This is a genomic window from Thioalkalivibrio sp. ALE28 (assembly GCF_000377425.1).
In the GTDB taxonomy this organism is placed as follows: Bacteria; Pseudomonadota; Gammaproteobacteria; order Ectothiorhodospirales; family Ectothiorhodospiraceae; genus Thioalkalivibrio.
This window is the reverse complement of record NZ_KB898101.1, coordinates 63931-87584: the sequence shown is the minus strand read 5'-3', so window position 1 is coordinate 87584 and position 23654 is coordinate 63931. Positions and strand designations below refer to the sequence as shown.

Annotated in this window: 23 protein-coding genes; 11 read left to right on the top strand and 12 right to left on the bottom strand. The window is 68.6% G+C overall.

The features are described 5' to 3' along the window. Nucleotides 1-8: 8 nt before the first annotated feature. The 3 genes from D105_RS0110030 to D105_RS0110020 are packed head-to-tail and all read right to left on the bottom strand — an operon-like array spanning nt 9 to nt 2462. Nucleotides 9-737: a ferredoxin--NADP reductase gene (locus D105_RS0110030; RefSeq protein ID WP_018867216.1), complete on the bottom strand. Its 729-nt coding sequence runs from the start codon at nt 735-737 to the stop codon at nt 9-11. Then, on the bottom strand, nt 734-1666 hold the full coding sequence (gene mazG, locus D105_RS0110025) for a nucleoside triphosphate pyrophosphohydrolase (RefSeq protein ID WP_018878311.1): 933 nt from the start codon (nt 1664-1666) through the stop codon (nt 734-736). Before mazG ends, D105_RS0110030 begins: the two co-directional genes overlap by 4 nt. Before the next feature lie 43 nt (nt 1667-1709). Next, a complete protein-coding gene (locus D105_RS0110020; protein WP_018867214.1) occupies nt 1710-2462 on the bottom strand; it encodes an MBL fold metallo-hydrolase in 753 nt (250 codons plus the stop codon). Between the two features lie 224 nt (nt 2463-2686). Here D105_RS0110020 and D105_RS0110015 point away from each other — a divergent pair, with 224 nt between their 5' ends. The 6 genes from D105_RS0110015 to lipA all read left to right on the top strand — a co-directional run bounded on the left by D105_RS0110015 (nt 2687) and on the right by lipA (nt 7438). After that, complete coding sequence (locus D105_RS0110015) at nt 2687-2926, top strand: BolA family protein (protein WP_018867213.1); 240 nt, start codon at nt 2687-2689, stop codon at nt 2924-2926. An 18-nt stretch (nt 2927-2944) separates the two neighbouring features. Then, nucleotides 2945-3349, top strand: a complete 405-nt coding sequence (locus tag D105_RS0110010; RefSeq protein WP_018877071.1) for a hypothetical protein — start codon at nt 2945-2947, stop codon at nt 3347-3349. Beyond that, nucleotides 3346-3900 (top strand): hypothetical protein, encoded by a 555-nt coding sequence (locus D105_RS0110005; RefSeq protein ID WP_018878310.1) that lies wholly within the window; start codon nt 3346-3348, stop codon nt 3898-3900. The genes D105_RS0110010 and D105_RS0110005 overlap by 4 nt, the downstream gene beginning before the upstream one ends. A gap of 87 nt (nt 3901-3987) precedes the next feature. Continuing rightward, a complete protein-coding gene (locus tag D105_RS0110000; protein ID WP_018878309.1) occupies nt 3988-5199 on the top strand; it encodes an HDOD domain-containing protein in 1212 nt (403 codons plus the stop codon). A gap of 6 nt (nt 5200-5205) precedes the next feature. After that, nucleotides 5206-6411 (top strand): HDOD domain-containing protein, encoded by a 1206-nt coding sequence (locus tag D105_RS0109995; RefSeq protein WP_018867209.1) that lies wholly within the window; start codon nt 5206-5208, stop codon nt 6409-6411. A gap of 70 nt (nt 6412-6481) precedes the next feature. Then, a complete protein-coding gene (gene lipA / locus D105_RS0109990; RefSeq protein ID WP_018877067.1) occupies nt 6482-7438 on the top strand; it encodes a lipoyl synthase in 957 nt (318 codons plus the stop codon). 905 nt (nt 7439-8343) lie between these two features. On the opposite strand, the gene lipB is transcribed toward lipA, so the two are convergent. The 9 genes from lipB to ppa form a co-directional block, all read right to left on the bottom strand. Then, nucleotides 8344-9054, bottom strand: coding sequence for a lipoyl(octanoyl) transferase LipB (gene lipB, locus D105_RS0109985; RefSeq protein ID WP_018878308.1), 711 nt, complete (start codon nt 9052-9054; stop codon nt 8344-8346). Continuing rightward, on the bottom strand, nt 9051-9317 hold the full coding sequence (locus tag D105_RS0109980) for a YbeD family protein (protein WP_018877094.1): 267 nt from the start codon (nt 9315-9317) through the stop codon (nt 9051-9053). Before D105_RS0109980 ends, lipB begins: the two co-directional genes overlap by 4 nt. Continuing rightward, complete coding sequence (locus D105_RS0109975; protein ID WP_018878307.1) at nt 9314-10201, bottom strand: D-amino acid aminotransferase; 888 nt, start codon at nt 10199-10201, stop codon at nt 9314-9316. The genes D105_RS0109980 and D105_RS0109975 overlap by 4 nt, the downstream gene beginning before the upstream one ends. Nucleotides 10202-10215: 14 nt before the next feature. Continuing rightward, the gene (locus D105_RS0109970) at nt 10216-11475 is read right to left on the bottom strand and encodes a D-alanyl-D-alanine carboxypeptidase family protein (RefSeq protein WP_018878306.1); all 1260 of its coding nucleotides are present in this window, start codon (nt 11473-11475) and stop codon (nt 10216-10218) included. An 83-nt stretch (nt 11476-11558) separates the two neighbouring features. Further along, entirely contained in the window at nt 11559-12551 is a 993-nt protein-coding gene (locus D105_RS0109965) for a septal ring lytic transglycosylase RlpA family protein (protein ID WP_018878305.1), read from the bottom strand. Then, nucleotides 12508-13539, bottom strand: coding sequence for a lytic murein transglycosylase B (gene mltB / locus D105_RS0109960; RefSeq protein WP_018878304.1), 1032 nt, complete (start codon nt 13537-13539; stop codon nt 12508-12510). Before mltB ends, D105_RS0109965 begins: the two co-directional genes overlap by 44 nt. Then, complete coding sequence (rodA, locus tag D105_RS0109955; protein ID WP_018878303.1) at nt 13536-14654, bottom strand: rod shape-determining protein RodA; 1119 nt, start codon at nt 14652-14654, stop codon at nt 13536-13538. The genes mltB and rodA overlap by 4 nt, the downstream gene beginning before the upstream one ends. A 37-nt stretch (nt 14655-14691) precedes the next feature. Further along, nucleotides 14692-16560, bottom strand: a complete 1869-nt coding sequence (gene mrdA / locus D105_RS0109950) for a penicillin-binding protein 2 (RefSeq protein ID WP_018878302.1) — start codon at nt 16558-16560, stop codon at nt 14692-14694. Between the two features lie 113 nt (nt 16561-16673). Further along, complete coding sequence (ppa, locus tag D105_RS0109945; protein ID WP_018867199.1) at nt 16674-17210, bottom strand: inorganic diphosphatase; 537 nt, start codon at nt 17208-17210, stop codon at nt 16674-16676. 271 nt (nt 17211-17481) lie between these two features. Here ppa and D105_RS0109940 point away from each other — a divergent pair, with 271 nt between their 5' ends. From D105_RS0109940 to rsmA, 5 genes are read left to right on the top strand one after another with little or no spacing between them, the layout of a single operon-like run. Continuing rightward, the gene (locus tag D105_RS0109940) at nt 17482-18123 is read left to right on the top strand and encodes an adenylate kinase (RefSeq protein WP_018877100.1); all 642 of its coding nucleotides are present in this window, start codon (nt 17482-17484) and stop codon (nt 18121-18123) included. A gap of 7 nt (nt 18124-18130) precedes the next feature. After that, on the top strand, nt 18131-20383 hold the full coding sequence (locus tag D105_RS0109935) for an LPS-assembly protein LptD (protein WP_018878301.1): 2253 nt from the start codon (nt 18131-18133) through the stop codon (nt 20381-20383). After that, nucleotides 20367-21806, top strand: coding sequence for a peptidylprolyl isomerase (locus D105_RS0109930; RefSeq protein ID WP_018878300.1), 1440 nt, complete (start codon nt 20367-20369; stop codon nt 21804-21806). The genes D105_RS0109935 and D105_RS0109930 overlap by 17 nt, the downstream gene beginning before the upstream one ends. Beyond that, nucleotides 21772-22842 (top strand): 4-hydroxythreonine-4-phosphate dehydrogenase PdxA, encoded by a 1071-nt coding sequence (gene pdxA / locus D105_RS0109925; protein WP_018878299.1) that lies wholly within the window; start codon nt 21772-21774, stop codon nt 22840-22842. The genes D105_RS0109930 and pdxA overlap by 35 nt, the downstream gene beginning before the upstream one ends. Then, nucleotides 22839-23642, top strand: coding sequence for a 16S rRNA (adenine(1518)-N(6)/adenine(1519)-N(6))-dimethyltransferase RsmA (rsmA, locus tag D105_RS0109920; protein WP_018867194.1), 804 nt, complete (start codon nt 22839-22841; stop codon nt 23640-23642). Before pdxA ends, rsmA begins: the two co-directional genes overlap by 4 nt. Nucleotides 23643-23654 lie beyond the last annotated feature (12 nt).

Here is a 23654-nt window from a genome sequence, read left to right as displayed (position 1 = left end):
CTGGCGCACTACCACCACTTCTCGTATTTCAGCTGGGCCTCGGGGATGCCCCATTCCGCCAGCAGGGTGGCCATGTCCTCGATGAACTCGCGCGACCCGCAGAAATAGAACAGCGCATCGCGCGGCAGGTCCAGCGACTCCAGCAACGCATGACTGATGCGGCCGGTATGCCCCAGCCAGTCCTCCGCCTCGCGCGTGACCGTCAGGCTGACGTCGATGTTCGGTGCCGCGGCCATTGCCTCCAGCTCCTGCGGGAACAGCACCTCGTCCTGGTGGGCCACGCTGTAGACCAGGTGGGCATAGACGTCCGGCATCCCGGCATGGATCGCGCGCAGGATGCCGAACAGGGGCGTGACCCCGATGCCCGCCCCCAGCAGCACCACGTTCTGCGCCATGCCGGGCTCGAAGAAGAAGCTGCCCTGCCCCGGCGTGATGTACACCGTGTCGCCCTCGCCGGCCTCCGTGTGCAGGTAATGGGTCGCCGCATGATGATCCGCGTACTTGATGGCCAGCTGCAGTCGCCCGTCCGCGCGCGGCGCGGAAACCACCGAGTACCCCCCGACGAAGGGCTTGCCCTCCGCCTGCGGGATCACCAGGTCCAGCCACTGGCCGGCCTTGCTGGAAAACCGCTGCGGGTCCGCCGCCAGGGTGAATACCTTGATCAGCGGGGTAACCTGCTCGATGGTCTCGATCCGGGCGGGCAGAAAGTGGTCGGGCAGCTCAACGGCTTCGGTCATGTCGGGTCCTTGGTATCGAATGTGTCCCGGGTCGCGCGTTCAAGACGCCGCGCCTCCTGGTAAAGGGTCTCCTGGCGATCGAAATCGAGCCCGGCCAGGGTCTCGCCGCTGGCCGCGGCCAGCGCCTCCATCTGGCGGAAACGGGCCTCGAACTTGCGCGTGCTGCCGCGCAGCGCGCCCTCCGGGTCCACCCCCAGATGCCGCGCCCAGTTGCTGACCGCGAACAACACGTCGCCGACCTCCTCGGCGATGCGCGCCGGCGGCTCGCCCTGGTCCACCGCCGCCTGCACCTCGGCCAGCTCCTCGTGAATCTTGGCGACCACCGGGGCCGGGTCGTCCCAGTCGAAACCCAGGCGCGCGGCGCGGCGCTGACTCTTCACCGCGCGCGACAGGGCCGGCAACGCCAGCGGGATATCGTCCATCGCGCTGGTCTGGGCGCGCGCCGCACGCTCGCGCGCCTTGTCCGCCTCCCAGGCGGCCTCGCGCTCGGCATCCGAGCCGTGCTCGGCATCGGCGAACACGTGCGGATGCCGGCGCACCAGCTTGTCGCCAATCGCGCGGGCGACATCATCCAGATCGAAGCGACCGGCCTCCTCGGCGACACGCGCCTGGAAGACCACCTGGAACAGCAGGTCCCCCAGCTCGTCACGCAGCTCCCGGGTGTCGGCCTCCGCGCCCTGGTCGCGGGCGATCACGTCGGCCAGCTCATAGGCCTCTTCCAGGGTGAACGGGACGATACTGCCCGCAGTCTGCGCCCGGTCCCAGGCACAACCGGCCCCGGGATCGCGCAACCGCGCCATGATCGCGCGCAGACGTTCCAGCGGGTTCGGCGACGCGAGCGAGCCCGGCGCGTCAGCGGGTGTGTGGTCGGTCATCGCGGGAGTGTACGGGGTCCGGCAGGCGGTAAAAACCGCCCACCGGATGAACATTCGGAACCGGTGGCTCCTGGCGGGGCCACCGGAAGGGATCGGACTAACCCTGCTGATCGGTCTCGCAGAGGCGCTTCTTCTCGTCCGGCAGGTTGTCCGGACAGATGCCGCAGCCCTCGTTGCCGGGCAGCGCCCAGTCGATCTTCTTCGGGTACGGCAGGTCCATCTCGTCCATGATCTTCACGAACTCGGCCTCCGGCTTGCCCTTGCCCAGGCGCGGGTTGCGCATCTTCTCCTGACCAATGGTGGTGATCTGGCGCTCCTCGTAGTCGTGCGCGGGGTACACCAGGGTCTCGTCCGGCAGGGTGAAGAACTTGTCCTGGATCGAGTGGTACAGGGTCTTGGCATCCCCCGACTGAAAGTCCGTGCGGCCGCAGGCTTCGATCAGCAGGGCATCACCGGAGAACAGCATCTTCAGGCCGACGTGATCCATCAGATAGGCATGGTGCGCATCCGTGTGACCCGGGGTGTACAGCGGGTTGATCACCAGGTTGCCCACCTGGAAGGGCTCACCCTCGCGCAGGCCGAAATCCCGGCAGGGCAGTTCGTCCATCGCCGGACCGCCCAGCTTGCAGCCGGTCTTCTCGCGCAGCATCCGCGCACCGGTGATGTGATCGGCATGGATATGGGTCTCGATCACGTAGTCGAGACTCAGGCCCATCTCCTGCAGCACGCGCAGATCGCGGTCGACGGTCTCGATGACCGGGTCGATCAGGGCCGTCTTCCCGGTATCCGGGCAGCTCAGCAGATAGGTATAGGTGGACGACTCGTCCTCGAACAGTTGCTTGAAGATCATGGTCTTTGCCTCCGTGGCCCGACGGGCCGGTCAATGATGGCCTGATGCTAGCGAGCCGGTTCGGTTCGGACCAAACCACCCCGACTTTCCATGCAGGTGTTCCGATGGGAACCCCACTCCGGGTTGGAGTTCCGCGTGTGGGGGCACTTCATGTCGGGCCAGACGCCCGGCTATCATCCGCGGCTGACATTCGCACTCATCACACGCACGCAAGGGGACTCATCATGGAAGCCAGCCAAGTGGCCGAACTCATCCGCGCCGGCCTGCCGGAGGCCCAGAAGGTCGAGGTCACCGGGGGCGAGGGCAAATTCGAGGCCCTGGTCGTCAGCCCGCAGTTCGCCGGCATGAACGCGGTCAAGAAGCACCAGACCGTCTACGCCACCGTGCGCGATCAGATCGACTCCGGCGAGGTGCACGCGCTGTCCATCCGCGCCTTCACGCCGGAGGACGCACCGGACGCCTGAGGCGTACCGCATCCGCCCATGCTGTCACCCAAGGGCCGCGAGGAGATCGAGCGCCTGCTGGAAGGCGGACTGGTCCAGGACTGGGGCGAGGCGGAGACCACGCTGCGCAACGTCACGCGCATGCTGCTGACCACCCGCCCCGACCTGCTGCGCCTGTACTTCACCCCCGAGGCCTGGGAGCAGATCACCACCTGGCCACAGAAGAAGGCCGCCAACGCGATCATCGCGGCCCTGCGCACCGGGGTAGTCGACACCCTGGGACGCCCGGCCATCGTCAACCGCGAACAGGCCCGGTTCTACCTGCTGTGCTTTCAGGATGACCTCGCCGAGCGCGTCGACGCCTGGTGCCGCGAGCATCCCGAGGAGTGCCCCCGGCGCAGCCGCAAGCACAGCAGCGCCCTGCCCGGTCGGCCAGACGCATGAGCCCCTCCGCGATCCAGACCTGCGGCGACCCCGGCCTGCGGGAGGCCCTCGCGGACCTGCTGGCGCGCTACGGCCTGCGTCTGGTGACACACCCGGCCCGGGCCCCGCTGCCCGGCACCTGGTGGGGCGAACCCGAGGCCGGGATTATCGGCCTGGAGGTCCACGTGCGCCCCGACACCCCGATCCACTCGGCCCTGCACGAGGCCGGACACGTGATCTGCATGGACGCCACGCGGCGTGCCACCCTGCACACCAATGCCGGCGGCGACGACCTCGAGGAATGCGGTGTCTGCTACCTGCAGATCCTGCTGGCCGACGAGCTGCCCGGCGTCGGCCGCGAGCGGCTGATGCGGGACATGGACACCTGGGGCTACAGCTTCCGCCTGGGCAGCACCACCGCATGGTTTCGCGAGGATGCCGCCGACGCGCGCCGCTTCCTGCAATCCCACGACCTGATCGACCACGACGACCGGCCGCGCTTCGCCTGCCGCGGGGCCGCGGCGGCGGTTCCTGTGGCGGGATCGGATGCTACACTGGCGTCCATTGACTAGATCGCGCACGCGCGCCCGCCCCGCTGCCCTTCCTGCGGCGTCGCGACGCGGGAATGGATTGGCACAGCACGGACCGGGAACCGCCCCATGGATAGCACCAGCATCGACACCCTGCTTCAGGACCTGGACCTCACCTCCGGCCTGTCGGACCAGGCCCGCAGCGAACTCGCCTCGGCCTGCCTGGCACGGGAGCTGGACGCCGGTCGGCGCCTGCGCCCGCAGGAGGTCGAGGACCGCTACCTGTTCCTGGTAAGCGGCCAACTGGTCCGCGTCAGCGGCGGCAACCCGGCGCGTATCACCCTGGATGCGGCCGACCCCGACAGCCCGCTGCAGATGTTCGACCAGAACATCGGCCAGCAGGACTTCCTGATCACCGAGAAGACCTGCCAGATGCTGGAGATCCCGACCGCGGCCCTCGAAAAGGCCCACAGCGCTTCGCTGGTCGTGCATGACACCGACCTGGACGATACCGAAGGCGCTTTCTTCGGCGAGCTCTACGACCTGATTACCAGCAACCGGCTGGAGTTGCCGACCATGCCGGAGATCGCACTGCGTATTCAGGAACTGACCAACGACCCGGACGCCGACCTCGACAAGCTGACCGAGGTCATCCAGCGTGACGGCACCATCGCCGGGGCGTTGCTGCACGCGACCAACAGCCCGCTGTTCCGCGCCGCCAAGCAGATCCAGTCCGTGCGGGACGCGGTCAATCGCCTCGGCTTTCGCAACACCCGCATGCTGGCGATGAACATGGCGCTGCGCCAGGCGTTCAAGGCCAAGCACGCCTCCACCCGCGACGCCATGGAAGCCAGCTGGAAGCATGGCGCCCTGCAATCCGCCTACAGCTACCTGATCGCGGATTCGCTCAAGCTGCTGGACCGCGAACGCGGCCTGCTGGCCGGGCTGGTCGCCGGGATCGGCGCGGTCCCGATCATCCAGTTCGTGGAGCTGCGCGAGGACCACCCCGACACCGAGCGCGTGCAGTCGCTGGTCCGGCGCCTGCGCAACCTCGCCGGTGTCCTGGTGATCAACTACTGGGACCTCGGGGGCGACCTGGTCACGGTCGCGGAGCATGCCGGGGACTGGGGCTATCGCGCCGGCGAACCGGATTACGCCAGCATCGCGCTGGTCGCGGAATGGGCCGCCCGACGCGCCGAGGGCGAAACCGTGCCCGATGCGGCCGAGGTCGCCGCCTTCGGCGTCCTCGGGATCGAGCCACCGGCGCCGGGGGAACCGATCGCGTTCCTCGAGGAACGCGCCGAGGACCTGGCCGAACTCCGCGCGATGTTCAACGTCTGAACCCCCGTGATCGAAAAACGCCTTCCACAGCTGCGCCCGTTCGCCGAACTGAGCGAGCGCGCCCGCGACAAGCTGTTGCAGCATGCCCGCACCATGACGGTGGATCCGGGGTTCAAGCTGCATGCGCGCGACGAATTCCGCAGCATGATCTTCCTGCTGGAGGGGCGGATGATCCTGGCCAGCGGGCGCAACTCGGTCATGCTCAACGGGGACTCCAGCGAGGCCCTCAACCCGCTGTTCGAACCCCACGACTATCACAGCCATGCGATCGCCGCGACCCGCGCCACCCTGGCGATGCTGGACCGCAAGGTCTACGAGACCCTGGTCGACGGCGGCGGGCAGGACAGCGTCGAGGTCAGCGAGATCGAGCTGTCCGACCTCGAGGGCGAGCTGTTCGGCAGCATCTACACGCATGCCTACTCGGGCGAGCTGGCCCTGCCCCAGCTCCCCGAGGTGGCGCTGCACCTGCAGCAGGCCCTGAAAGATCCGGACGTCTCCATTGCCGAGGCCACCCGCATCATCGAGGAAGATCCGAGCGTGGCGGGGCGCCTGTTGAGCGTGGCCAACAGCCCGGCCATGGGCAGCCGCCGCGAGGTGTCACGCCTGCAGGATGCCGTGGCCCGGCTGGGGCTCGAACGCACCCGCCAACTGGTGATGGCCCTGGCCATGCACCAGGTCTTCATCCATCGCGACAGCCCCTACCACGACCTCCTCGAACGCCTGTGGCGCCGCTCCGCGCGCATCGCGGCCATCAGCTGCGTGCTCGCCGACCAGTGCGAGGCAGTCGATCCGCAGACCGCCCTGCTGGCGGGTCTGCTGCACCGGGTGGGCGCCCTTCCAGTGATCGCCGAGGTCGCCCGCACCCACCCTGACCGAACGCCGGAAGAGGTCGAACGGGTGTTGTTTCGTCTCGAAGGCCTGATCGGCGAACTGGTTGCCCAGCAATGGGATCTGTCATCCGATATCATTGACGCCATTCGCGATTCCGGCGGCCCGGAGAACCCCGAGGCCCCTGTCCTGACGGACATCGTGCGGATCGCACGCGCCGCGTGCCCGCGAGATGCCGAGGACGACCCGCTTGCCGACCGCATCCCGCTCGCCGATCTGCGGGCCGTGGAACGGCTCGGCTTCATCCTCGACGAGGATGGCAGCCTGCCCGCGATCGAGACCGCGCGGCAGGAGGTCGAGGAACTGATTCGTCAGGTTGCCTGACCCGGTACCGCCCAGTCGCCCCACGTCGGCCGCCCACACACCGGCCGCCCGAGAGATTCAGGGAAGGTCCATGGACACACGCACCCGCCCCCAGCCCGGAGAGAAACAGCGCGCCGCCGACAAAGTCGCGCGCATCCCGGTCAAGATCAATCCCACCGAGCGCCCGCAGCGCAAGCCCAAGTGGATTCGCGCCCAGAGTCAGGCCCGCCCCGAGGTGCAGCGCATCAAGGGCATCCTGCGCGAACAGAAGCTGCACACCGTCTGCGAAGAGGCCAGTTGCCCCAACCTGGGCGAATGCTTCGCCCACGGCACTGCCACCTTCATGATCATGGGCGACATCTGCACCCGTCGCTGCCCGTTCTGCGATGTGGCCCACGGCCGCCCGGAGGCACTGGATGCCGACGAGCCGCGCCATCTGGCCGAGACCATCCAGGCGCTGGGCCTCAACTACGTGGTGATTACCTCGGTGGACCGCGACGACCTGCGCGACGGCGGGGCCGGGCACTTCGTGGACTGCATCCGCGAGGTGCGCAGCCTCAACCCGAACACCCGGATCGAGATCCTGGTGCCGGACTTCCGCGGGCGCATGGACCGGGCGCTGGAGATCATGCACCAGGCCCCGCCGGACGTCTTCAACCACAACCTGGAGACCGTTCCGCGCCTGTACCGCGAGGCGCGCCCCGGCGCCGACTATGCCTGGTCGCTGGACCTGCTCCGGCAGTTCCGCGAGCAGCACCCCGGCGTGCCGACCAAGTCCGGCCTGATGCTGGGGCTGGGCGAGACCCGCGAGGAGTTGCTGGAGGTCCTGCAGGACCTGCGCGAGCATGGCTGCGACATGCTGACCCTGGGCCAGTACCTGCAGCCGTCGCGCCACCATCTGCCGGTGACGCGCTTCCTGTCGCCGGAGGAGTTCGACGAGCTGGGCGAACGTGCCCGCGAGATGGGCTTCAAGCAGGTGGCCAGCGGCCCGATGGTGCGCTCCTCCTACCACGCCGACCTCCAGGCCCAGGGCCTCGAAACCGCCTGACCCGCCCTGCCGTCTCCAGCCTCTGGGCCATCATCCCGTGCCCCGAGGCTGGCGCTGGCGCTTCGAGCCCCGGTGATTGCGATGGCTTCGTCCGGCCGCCTGCCATGATGTGGCTGGGCCTGGTTCGTCCTCCGGTGTTTACGTGCCTTCGGTCCACGTACTGCCGAGCGCTGACTCGCCAGCGCGCCGCGAGGTCCTTTCTTGCTTGCCCAAGAAAGGACCCAAAGAAGGGCACCCGGATTTCGCCCGGGAACCTTGCTCCAGGGCCCTCGGGCCGGCGGCGCTGAACTCGCTACGCTGCGCTTCGCTCAGACATCCAGCGCCTTCTTCCGGCCCGAGGACCCTTCCGCAAGGGGCTCCATACGGGAGGGGAAGGTCAAAACAGAAGGCATCCCAACGCCACGACACGACAACGGCCCTGCCGCCTGAACCCCCCGGCGCCCGCACCGCGGGCGCGGCACGCTATGGCCGAAGGCCGAGCGTGCCCAAGATGTGCGAAGACCTAGCCTTCATCCACTGGCAAGACCGTCGGGACAGCCGTTGTCTTGACCTTGAGCCCCCCGTTGTCGTCGCGCCGAGCGGAGAGGGTTTTCGCGGGAGAAAAGGCGCTGGATGTCTGAGCGGAGCCGCAGGCGCAGCGAGTTCAGCGCCGCCCGCGAAAACCCTCGGAGCGAGGGAAACCCCGGCCCGCACAGCGGGCCGGGGTCGCGGCAGTCGGGCGTGTTTCTTGGGTACTTCTTTGCACGAGCAAAGAAGTACCTCGCGGCGCGCTGGCGAGTCAGCGCACGGCAGTACGTGGACCGGAGGCACCGTAAACACCAGAGGACGAACCAGGCCCAGCCACATCTTGGCAGGCGGCCGGACAGCGCCACCGAAAACACTCGAGGTCGAACCAGGGGGAAGCCTCAGGGCGTGGGACAACGTCCCAGCGCAAGCACGCGGACCAACTCGGGCGGCAACGCAGGTTCATGCCGGATGCGCGCAACCTCAGCGGGAAACAGCTGCGCGGTGAGGTGGGCAAGCAACTGCTCCCGGAACCTGGTGGCGTCCAGTGGACCGAGCAGCTGCTGCATGGAGGTCGCCGCGAGCCCCGGATAGCCACAGGGATTCATCCGCTGGAACGGCGCCAGATCCGGGGCAATGTTCAGCGCCAGCCCGTGGATGCTGCGCCCATGCCGGATGCGCAGGCCCAGCGCCGCAATCTTGGCCCCATCGATATACACCCCCGGCGCGTTCTCCCGACGCTGCGCATGGATCCCCCATTGCGCCAGCGTATCGATCACCGCCTGCTCCAGGCCCGCGACCAGGCGCCGCACCCCGATCCCCAGTCGCGGCAGGTCCACCAGCGTGTAGATGACCAGTTGCCCGGGGCCATGCCAGGTCACCTGCCCGCCGCGATCGATCGCCACCACCGGCGTCGCGCCGGGGTCCAGCAGGTGCTCGCGGCGGCCATTGCGGCCCTGGGTAAAGACGGGCGGATGCTCGACGCACCAGAACGCATCCGGCCGGGCTGCATCGCGTTCCCGCGCCTGGAGCTGCATCGCCTGCCAGACCGGGACGTAGGGCTGCATACCCAGCAGGCGGACCACCGGCCCGGGCGGGAGCACGTCGGTCACAGGATCATGCGCACCCGGTCGCAACGACCCAGGGAACGGTAGAAGGCGTCCAGCTGTTCCTGGCTGGTCGCGGTAAAGGTGATGGTGATGCCGACGAAGCGGCCGGCGCGCGAGGCGCGCTGCTCGATCACTGCGTCCCCGGCATCCAGATGCTCAGCGACACAGCCCTCGACTGCCTCCATCAGCTCCGGGTGGGCGTCGCCCATCACCTTCACCGGGAATCGGCAGGGAAACTCGATCAGGGTCTCGCGGTCGTCGCTCATGCGGCACCTCCGGACTGCAGGGGTTCGCTCACCGGCGCCCCGGGCTTGGCCGCCTGGTAGGCGGCGTGCACGGCCTGCCAGACCGGTCCGGGGCGCCCCGTGCCCACGGTGCGATCATCCAGCCGCGTAACCGGCAGGATCTCGCGGGTCGAGCTGGTGAGCCAAATCTCCCCGGCCCGGGGCAGCTCGTCGGCGCTGACCCCGCGCTCCTCCACCGGGTAGCCCAGCTCGCGCGCCAGGTCGAGCACCCGCGAGCGGGTGACACCCGGCAGTACCGAGGCATCCAGCGGCGGGGTGATCACCCGCCCGTCCAGGACCACGATGACATTGCTGGCCGCGCCTTCGGTCAACTGCCCGTCCCGCAACAACACGGCCTCGACGGCACCCCGCTCGGTGGCCTCCTGGCGGTTCAGCACATTGGCCAGCAGGGTGGTGGCCTTGATATCGCAGTGGCCCCAGCGGCGGTCCTCGGCCGTCACGGCGGCCACGCCGTCCACGCGGATGGTCTCCGGGAGGGGCCGGATCGGGCTGACCATCGCCAGGACGGTGGGTTGCGCATCCACCGGGAAGGCATGGTCGCGCGGGGCCACGCCACGGGTCACCTGAAGGTAGACCCCGAGATCGGGCGTCGCAGGGTCGGCATTGCGCGCCAGCAAGTCCATCAGAAGCGCACGCCACCCCTCGCGGTCAAACGGGTTGCGGATGCGGATCGCCGCCAGGGATCGCGCCAGGCGCTCCAGGTGCTCGGAGAGCAGGAAGAACTCGCCGGAGTAGCTGGGGATCACCTCGTATACCGAGTCTCCGAACAGGAAGCCCCGGTCCAGCGGCGAGATCCGCACCTGGTCCAGCGGCAGGTAATCCCCGTTGTAATAGGCAATGCTCACGGGCGAAACACGGCTCAGAATGGCCAGGCCGACTGAATGCCCAGGGCCGCACCATCCCACAGGCGGCGGATCAGACCGCCCTGTTCCACCGGCTGCAACGCAACCAGCGGCTGGGTCCGGAGGACCTCGCCGTTCAGACGCACCACGACTTCGCCCACCGGATCGCCCGCGGCCAGCGGGGCCTCCAGCGGCTGGTTGACCTCCATCGAGGCGTCCAGATCGTCCTCGCGCCCCGGCGGGACCATGACCCAGAAGTCCTCCGCCAGGCCCACGGCCACTTCGGTCTGCGCCCCGCGATAGACCCGCGGGGTCCCCAGTTCGTGCCCGCCCTCGAACAGCTTGCGGGTCGCGGTGAAGCGCATCCCCCAGTTCACCAGCGCCTGGGACTCGTTGGCGCGGCGAGTACCGCCCTGCTGATGATCCGACGCCTCGATCCCCATGACCACGGCCACCAACCGGCGGTCGTTACGCTTGGCGGACGAAACCAGGTTGTAGCCCGCGTTCGAGGTCCAGCCGGTCTTCAGGCCGTCGAATCCGGCATCGCGCCACAGCAGCATATTGCGGTTGCTCTGCGAGATGTCGTTGTACTCGAAGGAACGTTCGCTGTAGTAGCCGTAGAGATCCGGGAAGTCGCGGATCAGCGCCCGGGCGAGCAATGCCATGTCCTGGGCGGTGGTGTACTGCGACTCGTCGGAGGGCAGTCCGTGCGGGTTGGCGAAGTAGGACTGGCGCATCCCCAGCTCGCGCGCCTGGGCGTTCATCATGTCGACAAACGCCCCCTCCGAACCGGCAACATGCTCGGCCAGCGCGGTGGAGGCATCGTTGCCGGACTGGATGATCATCCCGCGCAGCAGATCCTCGACCACAACCTCCTCGCCGACCTCGATGAACATGCGCGATGCCCCGCGCATACCGGTCCGCCAGGCACGCTCGCTGACCGTAACCTGGTCGTCCAGCGCCATGCGGCCATCGGTGATTTCGCCAAACACCACGTAGGCCGTCATCAGCTTGGTCAGGCTGGCCGGCTCGCGCTCCACCAGCGGATCGCGGCTGGCGAGCATCAGGCCGGAGTCGAAGTCCATCAGCGCATAGCTCGCCGCCGTCACGTCCGAGGGCGGCCGCGGGATGCCACCGGGCACGTTCGCGCCGGCGCCGGCCACGGGCAGCTCCGACTCCTGCGCCTGCGCCGGAACCAGCGCCAGCAGGAGCGCCAGCATCACCGGCAGGCAGGCCGCCAACAGCGGCAGAAACGGGGTGCGGACGGACGAATTCATGATTGCGAAGGGCCTCCTGAAGGACCGAAATACGATAGCAGAATTGGGGCCCGGTACGGGCCGGAAATACCGGGGACGAGGGCTTACGGCGCGTCGGTCACTACGCGGTAGTCCACGTGCGCCGCGCCCTGCAGGCGATCGGTAATCGTGCGGACCGCGTCGCCATCGGCCAGCGGGCCGATGCGCACGCGGTGCAGTTGCGCCCCGTTGTCCCGTTCGACGCTGGAGATCCGCACCGGCTCCAGGCCGAGCGCGCGCAGATCCTCGCGCACCTGCTCGGCCGAATGGCGCTCGGCGAACGCCCCGACCTGGACGAAACGCCCGGGCCCCGCCGCCTCGCCATTGGCGCCGGCCGCGGCCGGCGCTGCGTCCTGCGGTTCGGGCGCGATGTCCGGCTGAGCTGCGGCGGCCACCTCGAGCGGCTCGGGCTCCGGTGCCTCTGCCACCCGGGCCGGCGTCGTGTCGCCCGGCCCCACCGCCCGGATGCGCACGCGCGCGACCCCGGCATCGGTCATGTCGATGCGATGGGCGGCGGCGTAGGAGAGATCGATGATGCGTCCGTCCACGAACGGGCCGCGATCATTCACCCGTACGATCACCTGTTTGCCGTTTTCCAGGTTGGTGACCTCGACGAAGCTCGGCAGCGGCAGGGACTTGTGCGCCGCGGTCATCGCGTACATGTCGTAGGGCTCGCCGCTGGAAGTGCGCCGTCCGTGGAACTCGGTTCCATACCAGGACGCGTACCCCTCTTCCTCGAAGCCGTCACTGGTCTTGAGCGTGCGATAGCGCTGACCGAACACCTCGTACTCGGACGGATTGCCATAGCGGCTGGGCGGCTCGTCACGCGGCTCCGGTTCCGGAATCAGCGCCAGATCCTGCGGCACATCCGCAGGATCGGGGTAGCTGTCATACGCGGCATCGCCCAGCGGGCGGTCCGGGTCGGCCTTGTGGTCGGGGGTGGACGAACAGCCCGCCAGGACCAGCGCCAGCAAGGCCGCCAGCGCGGCCCCGCCGACGCCCGCGCGGCGCGGTTTACTCGGCCAGCGCCTCGGCCAGCTGGTGGACGGCCATCGCATACAGCGGGCTCCGGTTGTAGCGGGTAATCACGTAGAAGTTCGGATACCCGAGATAGTACTCGTAGCCATCCTCGCCCTCGAGGCGGATGAACGAGTACTGGCCGTCCTCGTCCACGGCCTCGTCGGGGTAGATCCCGTGTGCGGCCAGTTCTTCGAGGTCAAAGCGCGCCTGATAGTTGCGGCTGATCAGCGCCTCGTGGGCATCGCCCTCGACCCGGGCCCTGGCCACCACCGGCTCGCCGTAGTTCCAGTGGTGCGCGCGGAAATAGTTGGCCACCGACCCGATCGCATCCGGCCAGGAGTTCAGCAGGTCACGCTGGCCGGAGCCATCGAAATCCACCGCGTAGTGGCGATAGCTGGACGAGATGAACTGGCCACGCCCCATGGCCCCGGCGTAGGAGCCGCGGGTCTCGCGCGGGTCGAGGCCCTCTTCATCCACCAGCGTCAGGAACTCGCCCAGCTCGCGGCGGAAGAAGTCGGACCGGGGCGGATAGTCGAAGCCCAGAGTCACCAGAGCATCGAACACGCGGAAACCACCGGTGTTGCGGCCGTAGTAGGTCTCGACCCCGATGATGGCGGCAATGATCTTCGGTTCGACGTCAAAGCGGTCCGCGGCGCGCTGGAGCCAGCGCTCATGCTCCTGCATGAACTCGCGCCCACGCTCGATGCGCTCATCGGTGATGAAAATCGGGCGGTAATCCTTCCACGGCCTGGCCTCGGCGGGGCTGGAGATCAGATCAAGGATGCGCTGTTGCGGATCGGCCGCCGCGAACATCGCCTCCAGGGCCTCGCGGTCACGGCCAGCCTCCACCTGCTCGTCGATGAAGGCCTGGACCTCGTCGCGCTCGAGATACGGCGGGTCACCGGCGCGGAATTCGCTCGCCGCTGCGGCCGGAAGGGAGGCAAACGCCAGGATCAGGGTCAGCCCGACCGGCATCAGGAGTGGGCGGGCAAGACGGGCCCACACGGGGCGCAGGGTCAGGGTCATCGATTCACCAGGCGTTTCTGGGAGGCTATGCTCATGAGAATACCGAAGGCGACCATCAGGGTCACCAGCGACGTTCCCCCGTAACTGACCAGGGGCAGCGGCACACCGACCACCGGCAACAGGCCGGTCACCATGCCGATATTGACCACCATATAGACCGCGAAGGTCAGGCTGATACTCCCGCCCAGCAGCCGGGCATAGCGGTCCTGCGCCAGCGCGGCGATCCACAGCCCGCGGGCGACAATCGCAAAATACAGCAGCAGCAAGAGCGCGACACCAATAAAGCCGAATTCCTCGGCGTAGACCGCAAAAATAAAGTCGGTGGAGCGCTCCGGAAGGAACTCCAGTTGCGACTGGGTCCCGTTGAGCCAGCCCTTGCCGTACAACCCCCCGGACCCGATCGCGATCTTCGACTGGATGATGTGATAGCCGGCCCCCAGCGGATCGGATTCCGGGTTGAACAGCGTGAGTACCCGCTGGCGCTGGTAATCCAGCATCTGCGACCACAGGATGGGCACGGCGGCCGCCACCACGACGCCCAGGCCGACGAACCAGCGCCAGCCCAGCCCCGCGAGAAAGACCACCAGTACGCCGGCGGCCGCCACCAGCATCGAGGTCCCCAGGTCCGGCTGCTGCATGATCAGATACACCGGCACCAGGATCAGCACGCCGGTCACGAGGAGATCGCGAAAACGCGGCCGCCCACTGCGCAGCGAGAGATACCACGCGACCATCATCGGCACGGCAAGCTTCATGATCTCCGAGGGCTGGAAACGCATGAAACCGAGATCCAGCCAGCGCTGGGCCCCCTTGCCGACGTCCCCGACCCACATCACCGCCAGCAACAGCAGGATGCCCGCCGCGAACAGCCACGGGGAGATCGCGCGCAGACCGTGCAGTGATACCTGTGCGACCAGCAGCATCGCGGCCACGCCCAGGCCGATACGCATCAGTTGCCGTTCCACGACCACCACGCTTTGCCCGGAGGCGCTGAACAGAACGGCCAGCCCGAGCAGCAGCAGGATCGACAGCAGGACCAGCAGCACACTGTCCAGGCGCAGGCTGCGCAGCACCCACTGGCTGACGGACATCTCGCGGCCGGTTACGCTGATCATTCGTCCTCCTCCAGGGGAACACTGATGAATAAATTCATCAGTGTTCCCCTAGGGTCATTCCCGCCCCGTCCAGCAGATAGGCGTCCATCACTTCACGCGCCACGGGCGCGGCCACCCGGCCGCCGGACCCTCCGTGCTCGACCAGGACCGCCACCGCGATCTGCGGATCCTCCGCCGGGGCATAGCCCACGAACAGGGCGTGGTCCCACAGACGCCGGGCCAGCTCCTCTTCGTCGTACTCTTCATCCTCGCCGAGGCTGAACACCTGCGAAGTGCCGGTCTTGCCGGCAATGGTGTAGGCCGGGCGGGTACTGCCCACGCTGCCCCAGGCGGTCCCGTGGCGGGCATGCACCGCCTCCACCAGCGAGCCGTGGATCGCATCCCAGTGCTGGTCGTCCACGACCACCGGCTCGCGCGTCACCGGTAGCGGATACTCCGGCTCCCCGGTCCCGTTGTCCATGGCGCGCAGCAGGTGCGGCTGATAGCGCACACCGCGCGTGGCCAGCGCCGCGGTGAAATCGGCCATCTGCAGGGGCGTGGACAGCATGTACCCCTGGCCGATCGCGGTGATCAGGGTCTCCCCCGGGAACCATACCTCGTTGTGGGTGGCCCGCTTCCAGTCGCGGCTGGGCAGGATCCCCGCTCGCTCGCCGGTGGAATCGATCCCGGTGCGCTGACCGATCCCGAAGGCGCCAAGAATGGGCACCATGCGATCGATGCCCATGGTGTGGGCCAGATCGTAGAAGTAGACATCCGAGGACACCGCGATCGCGCGCGACATGTCCACCCGGCCATGGCCCTCGCGGCGCCAGTCACGATAGCGCCGTTCATGCCCCGGGAGCTGGTAGTACCCGCGTGCGAACATCTCGCGCTCGGCGGTCGTGACGTCTTCGTCCAGGGCCGCCAGCGCGACCAGCGGCTTGACCGTCGAGCCCGGCGGGTACTGCCCGCTCAGGGCACGGTTGAACAGCGGCCGGCGCTTGTCATCGCGCACCGCGGCGAAATCGGCCTGCGAGATTCCGTGGACAAAGGCCTCGGGATCAAAACCGGGGGCGCTGACCAGCGCCAGCACCTCGCCGTTATTCGGATCGATGGCCACGATCGCGCCATCCCGCCCGGCCAGCGCCCGGTAGGCCGCCTGCTGCAGGTTCACATCCAGGGTCAGGGTCAGGTCCGTGCCCGGCTGCGGCGGGGTCACCGACAGCTCGCGGATCACCCGCCCCTGGGCGTTCACCTCCACCTGGCGATAGCCTGGCCGGCCGTGCAGCAACTCCTCGTAGTAGCGTTCGACCCCGCTCTTGCCGATATGCGAGGTCCCGGCATAGGCCCGCCCGTCCACCCGGCGCAGATCCTGCTGGTTGATGCGCCCGACATAACCGACCGCGTGCGAGAATTCGGAACCTAGGGGATAGAAACGCAGCGGACGGGCCTCAATCTCGACCCCCGGCAGCTCGTGGCGCGAGACCGCGATACGGGCCACAGTCTCGTCATCCAGCCCGGCCTTCAACAGCACCGGCTGGAACGGGCGCCGCTGCTGGACCCCCCGGCGGAAGCGCTCGATATCGGCCTCGCTCAGCTCCACGTAGCCGCGCAGCCGCGCCAGCAGAGCGTCGAGATCCCCGGCCTGCTCGACCGTGACCTCCAACTGATAGGACGCGCGGTTGCCCGCCAGCAGGATGCCATTGCGGTCGCGAATCACGCCCCGGGTGGGAGCGATCGGCTCGACCCGTAACCGGTTGTTCTCGGAGAGAGTGGTGAAATGCGAGTGCGCGCCGACTTGCAGCCCCGAGAGCCGCCAGCCCAGCGCCAGCAGGATGGCGGCCAGGATGACCAGTGCCAGCAGGATGCGCACGACAAAGCGCTCGCGGTCCTGCTGTTCCTCGCCGTAGGCATCGCGCTCGGCCATCTCAGCGGGTCACGGCGTCACGACCAGGTCCGTGGCCCGCGCACGCAAACGCCGCACCGACCCTGCGGGACGGCGCGGCGCTGACCGACCGCTGCATGCAGCGGGGCGCGGCGTCAGATCTTGCTCTTCTGGTAACGCTTGTAGCTGGCAACAATCTCCGCCTTGGCTTCGTCGGCGCCAACCCAGCCTTCCACCTTGACCCACTTGCCCTTCTCCAGCTCCTTGTAGCGTTCGAAGAAGTGCTTGATCGAGTCCAGGAGCTCCTTCGGCACGTCGTCCGGGCTCTGGAACCGCGCGGACTGCGTGCACAGCTTGTCCACCGGCACCGCCAGGATCTTCGCGTCCACCCCGGCCTCGTCGGTCATCTTCAGCATGCCGATCGGGCGCGAGCGCACAACCGAGCCCGGCAGCAGCGGCACCGGGGTGATCACCAGCACGTCCACCGGGTCGTTGTCTTCCGACTCCGTGTTCGGGATGAATCCGTAGTTGCACGGATAGAACATCGCGACCGCCATAAAGCGATCAACCACCAGAGCCCCGCTGTCCTTGTCCATCTCGTACTTCACGGGCTGACCCTGGGTGGGGATCTCGATGACCACGTTGATGTCGTTGGGGAGATCCTTGCCGGCTTCGATCTGGTTGAGGTCCATGCTTGAGTAGTTTCCGATTGCTTTGAAGAGCGGGGGATTATACAGGGGAGACACCCCGCAAGGGCACCCATCAACAGTCGCATCAGGGAGACTCGAACGGCCGCGCGCGGTTGCGGCGCATCGGCCTCAGGCGGTATAAGACCGCGCTCGGGAAACGGTTTGCGGCCCGCCCTCGCCCCGGGCCGGCTGCCCGTTTCACCACCGCAATCACCGTGCCGTCCCGTTCCCGGCTAGTCCTGCGGTCCGGTACGGCACCCGGCAGGAGTCAGCTATGCGTATCGTCCTGATGGGCGCACCGGGGTCCGGCAAGGGCACCCAGGCCAAGAAGATGGTCGCCACCTTCGGCATCCCCCAGATCTCCACCGGCGACCTGCTGCGCGCCGCGGTCGCGGCCCGGACCGAACTCGGCAAGCAGGTCGAGAACGCGATGGAATCCGGCAATCTGGTCCCGGATGATCTGGTCCTGGGCCTGATCCGCGATCGCCTGCAGGAACCCGATGCGCAGAAGGGCTTCATCCTCGACGGCTTCCCGCGCAATGTCGCCCAGGCCGAGGCGCTGGACAGCATGCTGGCCGACATCGAGTCGCCGCTGGATCGCGCGATCCAGATCGACGTACCGTTCGAGGAGCTCAAGCAGCGCCTGACCGGCCGCGTGTCCTGCGGGGACTGCGGCGCGGTCTTCAACACCCATACCTTCCCGCCACAGAAGGAAGGCGTGTGCGACCTGTGCGGCGGCGATCTGATCCACCGCGCGGACGACAACGAGGAAACCGTGGTCAATCGCCTCAAGGTCTACGAGGAGCAGACCCGGCCGCTGATCGAGTACTACGATCGCCACGGTCTGCTCAAGCACGTCAACGGCACCCGCGACATCGAGCTGATCTTCGACGAGATCCGCCAGCTGCTGTCCTGACGTCGGGATGAGCCGCCGGCCCGCCAACCCCGCGCCGCGCCATCGCCCGATCGCGCGGCCGGTCGCGTGCGGGATCGGCCTGGTGACCGCGGCGCTGCTCCCGCTCGCGCTGCCCGCGGAGGAGCGCCCCCCGGGATGCGAGTTCGCCCCGGGGGTCGAGTGGCCCGAGCTGCGCACCCTCGAGGGCGGCCTCACCGAGATCGACGCCGACCAGGTGCGCCGGGACGGCGAACGCATCTCGGCCTCGGGCAACGTCCAGCTGTTCGAAGGCGGACAGCGCCTGGACACCGAATTCCTCGAATACGACCGCGCCACCGGCACCGCCCGAACCGAAGGTGACACCCGCCTGTTCGACGGCGACCTGCTGCTGCACACCGAGGGCGGGGAATACCGCCTGGACGCGGAGACCGGCGAGTTCCGCAGGATCGACTTCCTGGTGCAGTCCATCCCGGCCCGGGGCAGTGCCGCCCTGGGCGTCCAGCACGCCCCGCACCGTCACGACTTCGAGGAGGCCGAATACACCACCTGCCCGGTCGGCAACGATTCCTGGTGGCTGCGCACCCGGGATCTGGAGCTCGATCGCGAGACCGGCGTGGGCGTGGCCCGCAATGCGACCATCCGCTTCAAGGGTGTACCCATCGCCTACACCCCGTATATCAACTTCCCGCTGGACGACCGCCGCAAGAGCGGCTTCCTGCTGCCCAGCGCGGGCACCGGCGGCCGCACCGGCTTCGATCTCGCGACGCCCTGGTACTGGAACATCGCGCCCAACTACGACGCGACCTTCACGCCTCGCATCATGGCCGATCGCGGAATCATGCTCGGCACCGAGTTTCGCTACCTCCAGCCCCGGCACAATGGCGTACTCGACGTGCGCTACCTGCCGGACGACCGCGAGACCGGCGAAGACCGCCACTTCGCCCAGTGGCGCCACCAGACCCGCATCACCTCCAATCTGAACCTGCGCGTCGACGCCGCGGATGTCTCCGACCGGGAATACTTCTTCGACTTCGGCAACTCGGACCGCTATGCGGGTTCGACGCCCTATCTGCGCCGATCCGCCGACCTGACCTGGAACCAGCCGGCCTATCGCCTGCGCACCCGCATCGAGGACTACCAGATCGTCGACCCCGAGCTGAGCGCCGCCGGCGAGCCCTACCAGCGGCTGCCACAGATCACGCTGGAGGCCGGGGAATATCTGGGCCACGGCATCTCCTGGGATCTGGATACCGAACTGGTGCGCTTCGAGCGCAGCGAGGACCAGTCCGGGCGCCCCGTGGGTACCCGCCTCGACCTGAATCCCGAGGTCCGCTGGCGCCATGACACCGGCGGCTTCTTCTTCGAACCCGCCACCGGTGTCCGCCATACCCGCTACGAACTGGACCGCCGCGACCAGACCAGCGGTCCGGAATCGATCAGCCGGACGGTACCACGCGCCTCGATCGACACCGGGCTGATCTTCGAACGTTCCATCGCCAACGGCCGCCGCCTGCAGACCCTGGAACCGCGCATCTTCTACGGCTACGTGCCCTACCGCGACCAGGACGACATCCCGATCTTCGACACCGGCGAGGCCGACTTCAGCTTCGACAACCTGTTCAGCCTGGACCGTTTCGTCGGCGCCGACCGCGTGGGCGATACCCATCAGGTCACCACCGCCCTGACCACCCGCATCCTCGACCAGCAGACCGGGCGCGAGCGCCTGAGCCTGTCCGCCGGTCAGATCCACTACCTCGAGGACCGCGAGGTCCGCCGCGGTACCGGACAGGACCCGCTGACGGACTCGCGTTCGGACCTGGCCCTGGAAGGTCGCGTGCGCATCGGCGATGCCTGGAGCGGCCGCGGCTCCATCCTCTACAACGAGGACGCGCGCGAAACCACCCTGGCCGCGATCTCGGTCGGCTACCACCCCTCCGAGCGCGCGCGGATCAACGTCGGCTACCGCCAGCGCGAGGCCGGCGCCCGCTCCATCGACCAGACCGACGTCTCCGTGATGTGGCCGGTCACCGATCGCATCGACGCGATCGGCCGCTGGAACTACAGCCTGCAGGAAGAACGCGACCTCGAACTTCTGGCCGGGCTTCAGTATCGTAGTTGCTGCTATGGTATCCGTGTGGTGGCGCGCCGCGCGTACAGCTTCGACGAGACCTACGACAACTCGATCTACTTCCAACTCACGCTGGACGGCCTGGCAAGGTTCGATTCCGGCGTGGATTCGCTATTGCGCGAGGGTATTGCCGGATATGACGCACGTCCCTGAACAACGCCGCGGCGGGGTCCGCACCCTGCTGCCCCTGCTGGCCGTCCTGGTCTACGGCCTCGGCCTGCCGGCCATGGCCCAGACGCCCGGGTCGGCACCCGGCGGGCTCTCGCAGGGCGCGGTCGAGGCACCGGTCACGCCCGGGGCCGCCCGTGACGGCGGTACCCCGGCGGCGCCCATCACGCCCGAGGGCGACCGCTTCACCGACCGCATCCTGGCGGTGGTGGGCGACGACGTGATCACCCAGCGCGAGCTGGTGGAGCGCATGAACCTGGTCGCCCAGCAGATGATCGAGCACGGTAACCGTCCGCCCGACCAGGACACCCTGGCGCGCCAGGTCATGGAGCGCCTGATCGTCGAGCGCGTGCAGCTGCAGGAGGCCGAGCGCGTCGGCATCAACATCGACGAGATGACCCTGAACCGCGCGATGGAGAACATCGCCCGCGAGAACCGCATGACCCTGCCGCAGCTGCGCCAGGCTCTGATGCAGGACGGCGTGGACTTCAACGCCTTTCGCGAGCAGATCCGCCACGAACTGACCGTCAACCAGCTGCAGCGCCGCCAGGTCGACCAGCGCGTCCGCGTCTCCGATCAGGAGATCGCCGACCTCATCGCCTCCGAGAGTGGCGCCATTGACCGCGGCGTGCGCTACCGCATCGCCCAGATCATGGTCGTCCTGCCCCAGGGCGCCGACGCCCGGCAGATCGCCGAGGCGCGCCAAAAGGCCGAGTCGCTGCGCGACCGCGTGCGCGAGGGCGAGGACTTCGCCACCGTCGCCATCAGCGAATCCGAAGGGCCGCAGGCCCTGGACGGCGGCGATCTGGGCTGGCGTTCCGCCGGCGAGATCCCCACCGTGTTCGCCCGCGAGGCCGTACTGATGCGGACCGGCGAGGTCAGCGATGTCCTGCGCTCCCCCAGCGGTTTCCACATCATGAAGCTGCTGGACCGCGAGGGCGGTGACCAGACCCGCGTGCAGCAGACCCGGGTACGCCACATCCTGATCAGCCCGGACCAGGTGCGCAGCGACGAGGACGCGCGCCGCCAGGCGCAGTCCCTGTATAACCGCATCCGCGAGGGCGCCAGCTTCGAGGACCTCGCCCGCGCCAACTCCGACGACCCCGGCTCGGCCGCCCAGGGCGGCACCCTCGGGTGGGTCAGCCCGGGCGAACTGGTTCCCGCCTTCGAGGAGGCCATGCAGGCGCTGGAACCGGGCGTGGTCAGCGAGCCGGTGGAGAGCCAGTTCGGCTGGCACATCATCGAGGTCCTGGAGCGCCGCGAGGTGGACACCTCGCGCGAACAGATCCGGGCCCGCGCCCGCGAGATCCTGCAGAACCGCAAGCGCGACGAAGAGCTCGAGCTGTGGCTGCGCCGCCTGCGGGACGAGGCCTATGTCGAATACCGGGTCGACGGCTTCGGCTCCTGATCCGCGCGGGGCCCACCCGGTCCCGCGTCTGGCCCTGACCGCCGGCGATCCCGCCGGGATCGGGCCCGATCTGCTGATCGCCATGGCGCGGCAGCGCGGCCAGGCGCAGCGCGTCGCCATCGCCGATCCTGGCGTGCTGGAGGCCCGTGCCCACCAGCTGGGCGAGTCCCTGCGCCTGGTGCCCTTCGACCCGCAACGCCCGCGCGAGCCCACCCCGGCCCACACCCTGGAGATCCTGCCGGTACCGGTCGCCGTCCCGGTGGTCGCCGGCACCCTGAACCCCGCCAACGCCGAACACGTACTGGCCCTGCTGGCCAAAGCCGCCGACGGCTGCCTGGACGGCACCTTCGAGGCCATGGCCACCGGCCCGGTCCACAAGGGCGTGATCAACCGCGCCGGTATCGCCTTCAGTGGTCACACCGAGTGGCTGGCCGAGCGCGCCGAGGCACCGACGCCGGTGATGATGCTGGCCACCGAGACGCTGCGAGTCGCGCTGGTGACCACCCATCTGCCCCTGCGCGCGGTCCCCGACGCCATCACGGCCGAACGCCTGGAGGCCGTGACCCGCGTGCTGCACCACGACCTGCGCCGTGACTTCGGCATCGACGAACCCGTGATCGCGGTCTGCGGCCTGAACCCGCACGCCGGCGAGGACGGCGTCCTCGGACGCGAGGAGATCGAGATCATCACCCCGACCCTGGATCGCCTGCGAGAGGCCGGCATGCATCTGCGCGGCCCACTCCCGGCCGACACCGCGTTCACCCCGCGCGCGCTCGAAGGCGTCGACGCGGTGCTGGCCATGTATCACGATCAGGGCCTGCCGGTCCTCAAGCACGCCGGCTTTGGCGGGGCCATCAACGTGACCCTGGGCCTGCCCTTCATCCGCACCTCGGTGGATCACGGCACCGCACTGGACCTGGCCGGCACCGGGCGCGCGGAGGTCGGCAGCTTCCAGGCCGCCGAACGCCTGGCGGAAACCCTCGCGGCCCGTGCCGCGGCCCGTGCCGCCGCCAGCAGGAGCATCTCGGGGACATGACCCGCCTCAAGACCTCGTCGCCGATCCGCAAGCGCTTCGGCCAGAACTTCCTGCACGATGCCGGCATCCTCGCGCGCATTGTCGCGGCGATCGACCCGCAGCCAGGAGACGCCGTACTCGAGATCGGGCCCGGCCGCGGCGCCTTGACCGCGGCGCTGCTGGAGCGCCTGGACCACCTCGTCGCCGTGGAGATCGACCGCGACCTGGCCGCCGGGCTGCGCGCCGGTTTCCCTCCGGAGCGCCTGGACCTGCACGTGGGCGACGCCCTGGACATGCGGCTGGCCGATCTCGGCCCCCTGCCCGAACGCGGCTGGCGCGTGGTCGGCAACCTGCCCTACAACATCTCCACCCCGCTGATGTTCCATCTCCTCGAACAGGTCGGCGCAATCCGCGACATGCACTTCCTGCTGCAGCGCGAGGTGGTGGAACGCATGACCGCCGCGCCCGGCAGCAAGCGCTACGGCCGCCTGACCGTCATGCTGGCCGCCCGGGCCTCGGCCACGGCCCTGTTCACGGTGCCGCCCGGGGCCTTTCACCCGCCGCCCAAGGTCTACTCCAGCGTGGTGCGCATCACGCCCCTGGCCGAGCCGCGGGTCGCACCGGCGCTGTACCCGACCTTCGCGCGGGTGGTGAACCAGGCCTTTTCCAGCCGCCGCAAGACGCTGCGCCGCGGGCTGTCCGGTCTGGCCACGATCGCGGACCTGGAGGCCGCCGGGCTGGACCCCGGGGAACGGCCGGAGAACGTCGACATCAGCGGGTTCGAGGCCCTGGCCCGGCAGATCCACGCAGGCGCGCACTGAGCCACCGGTCAC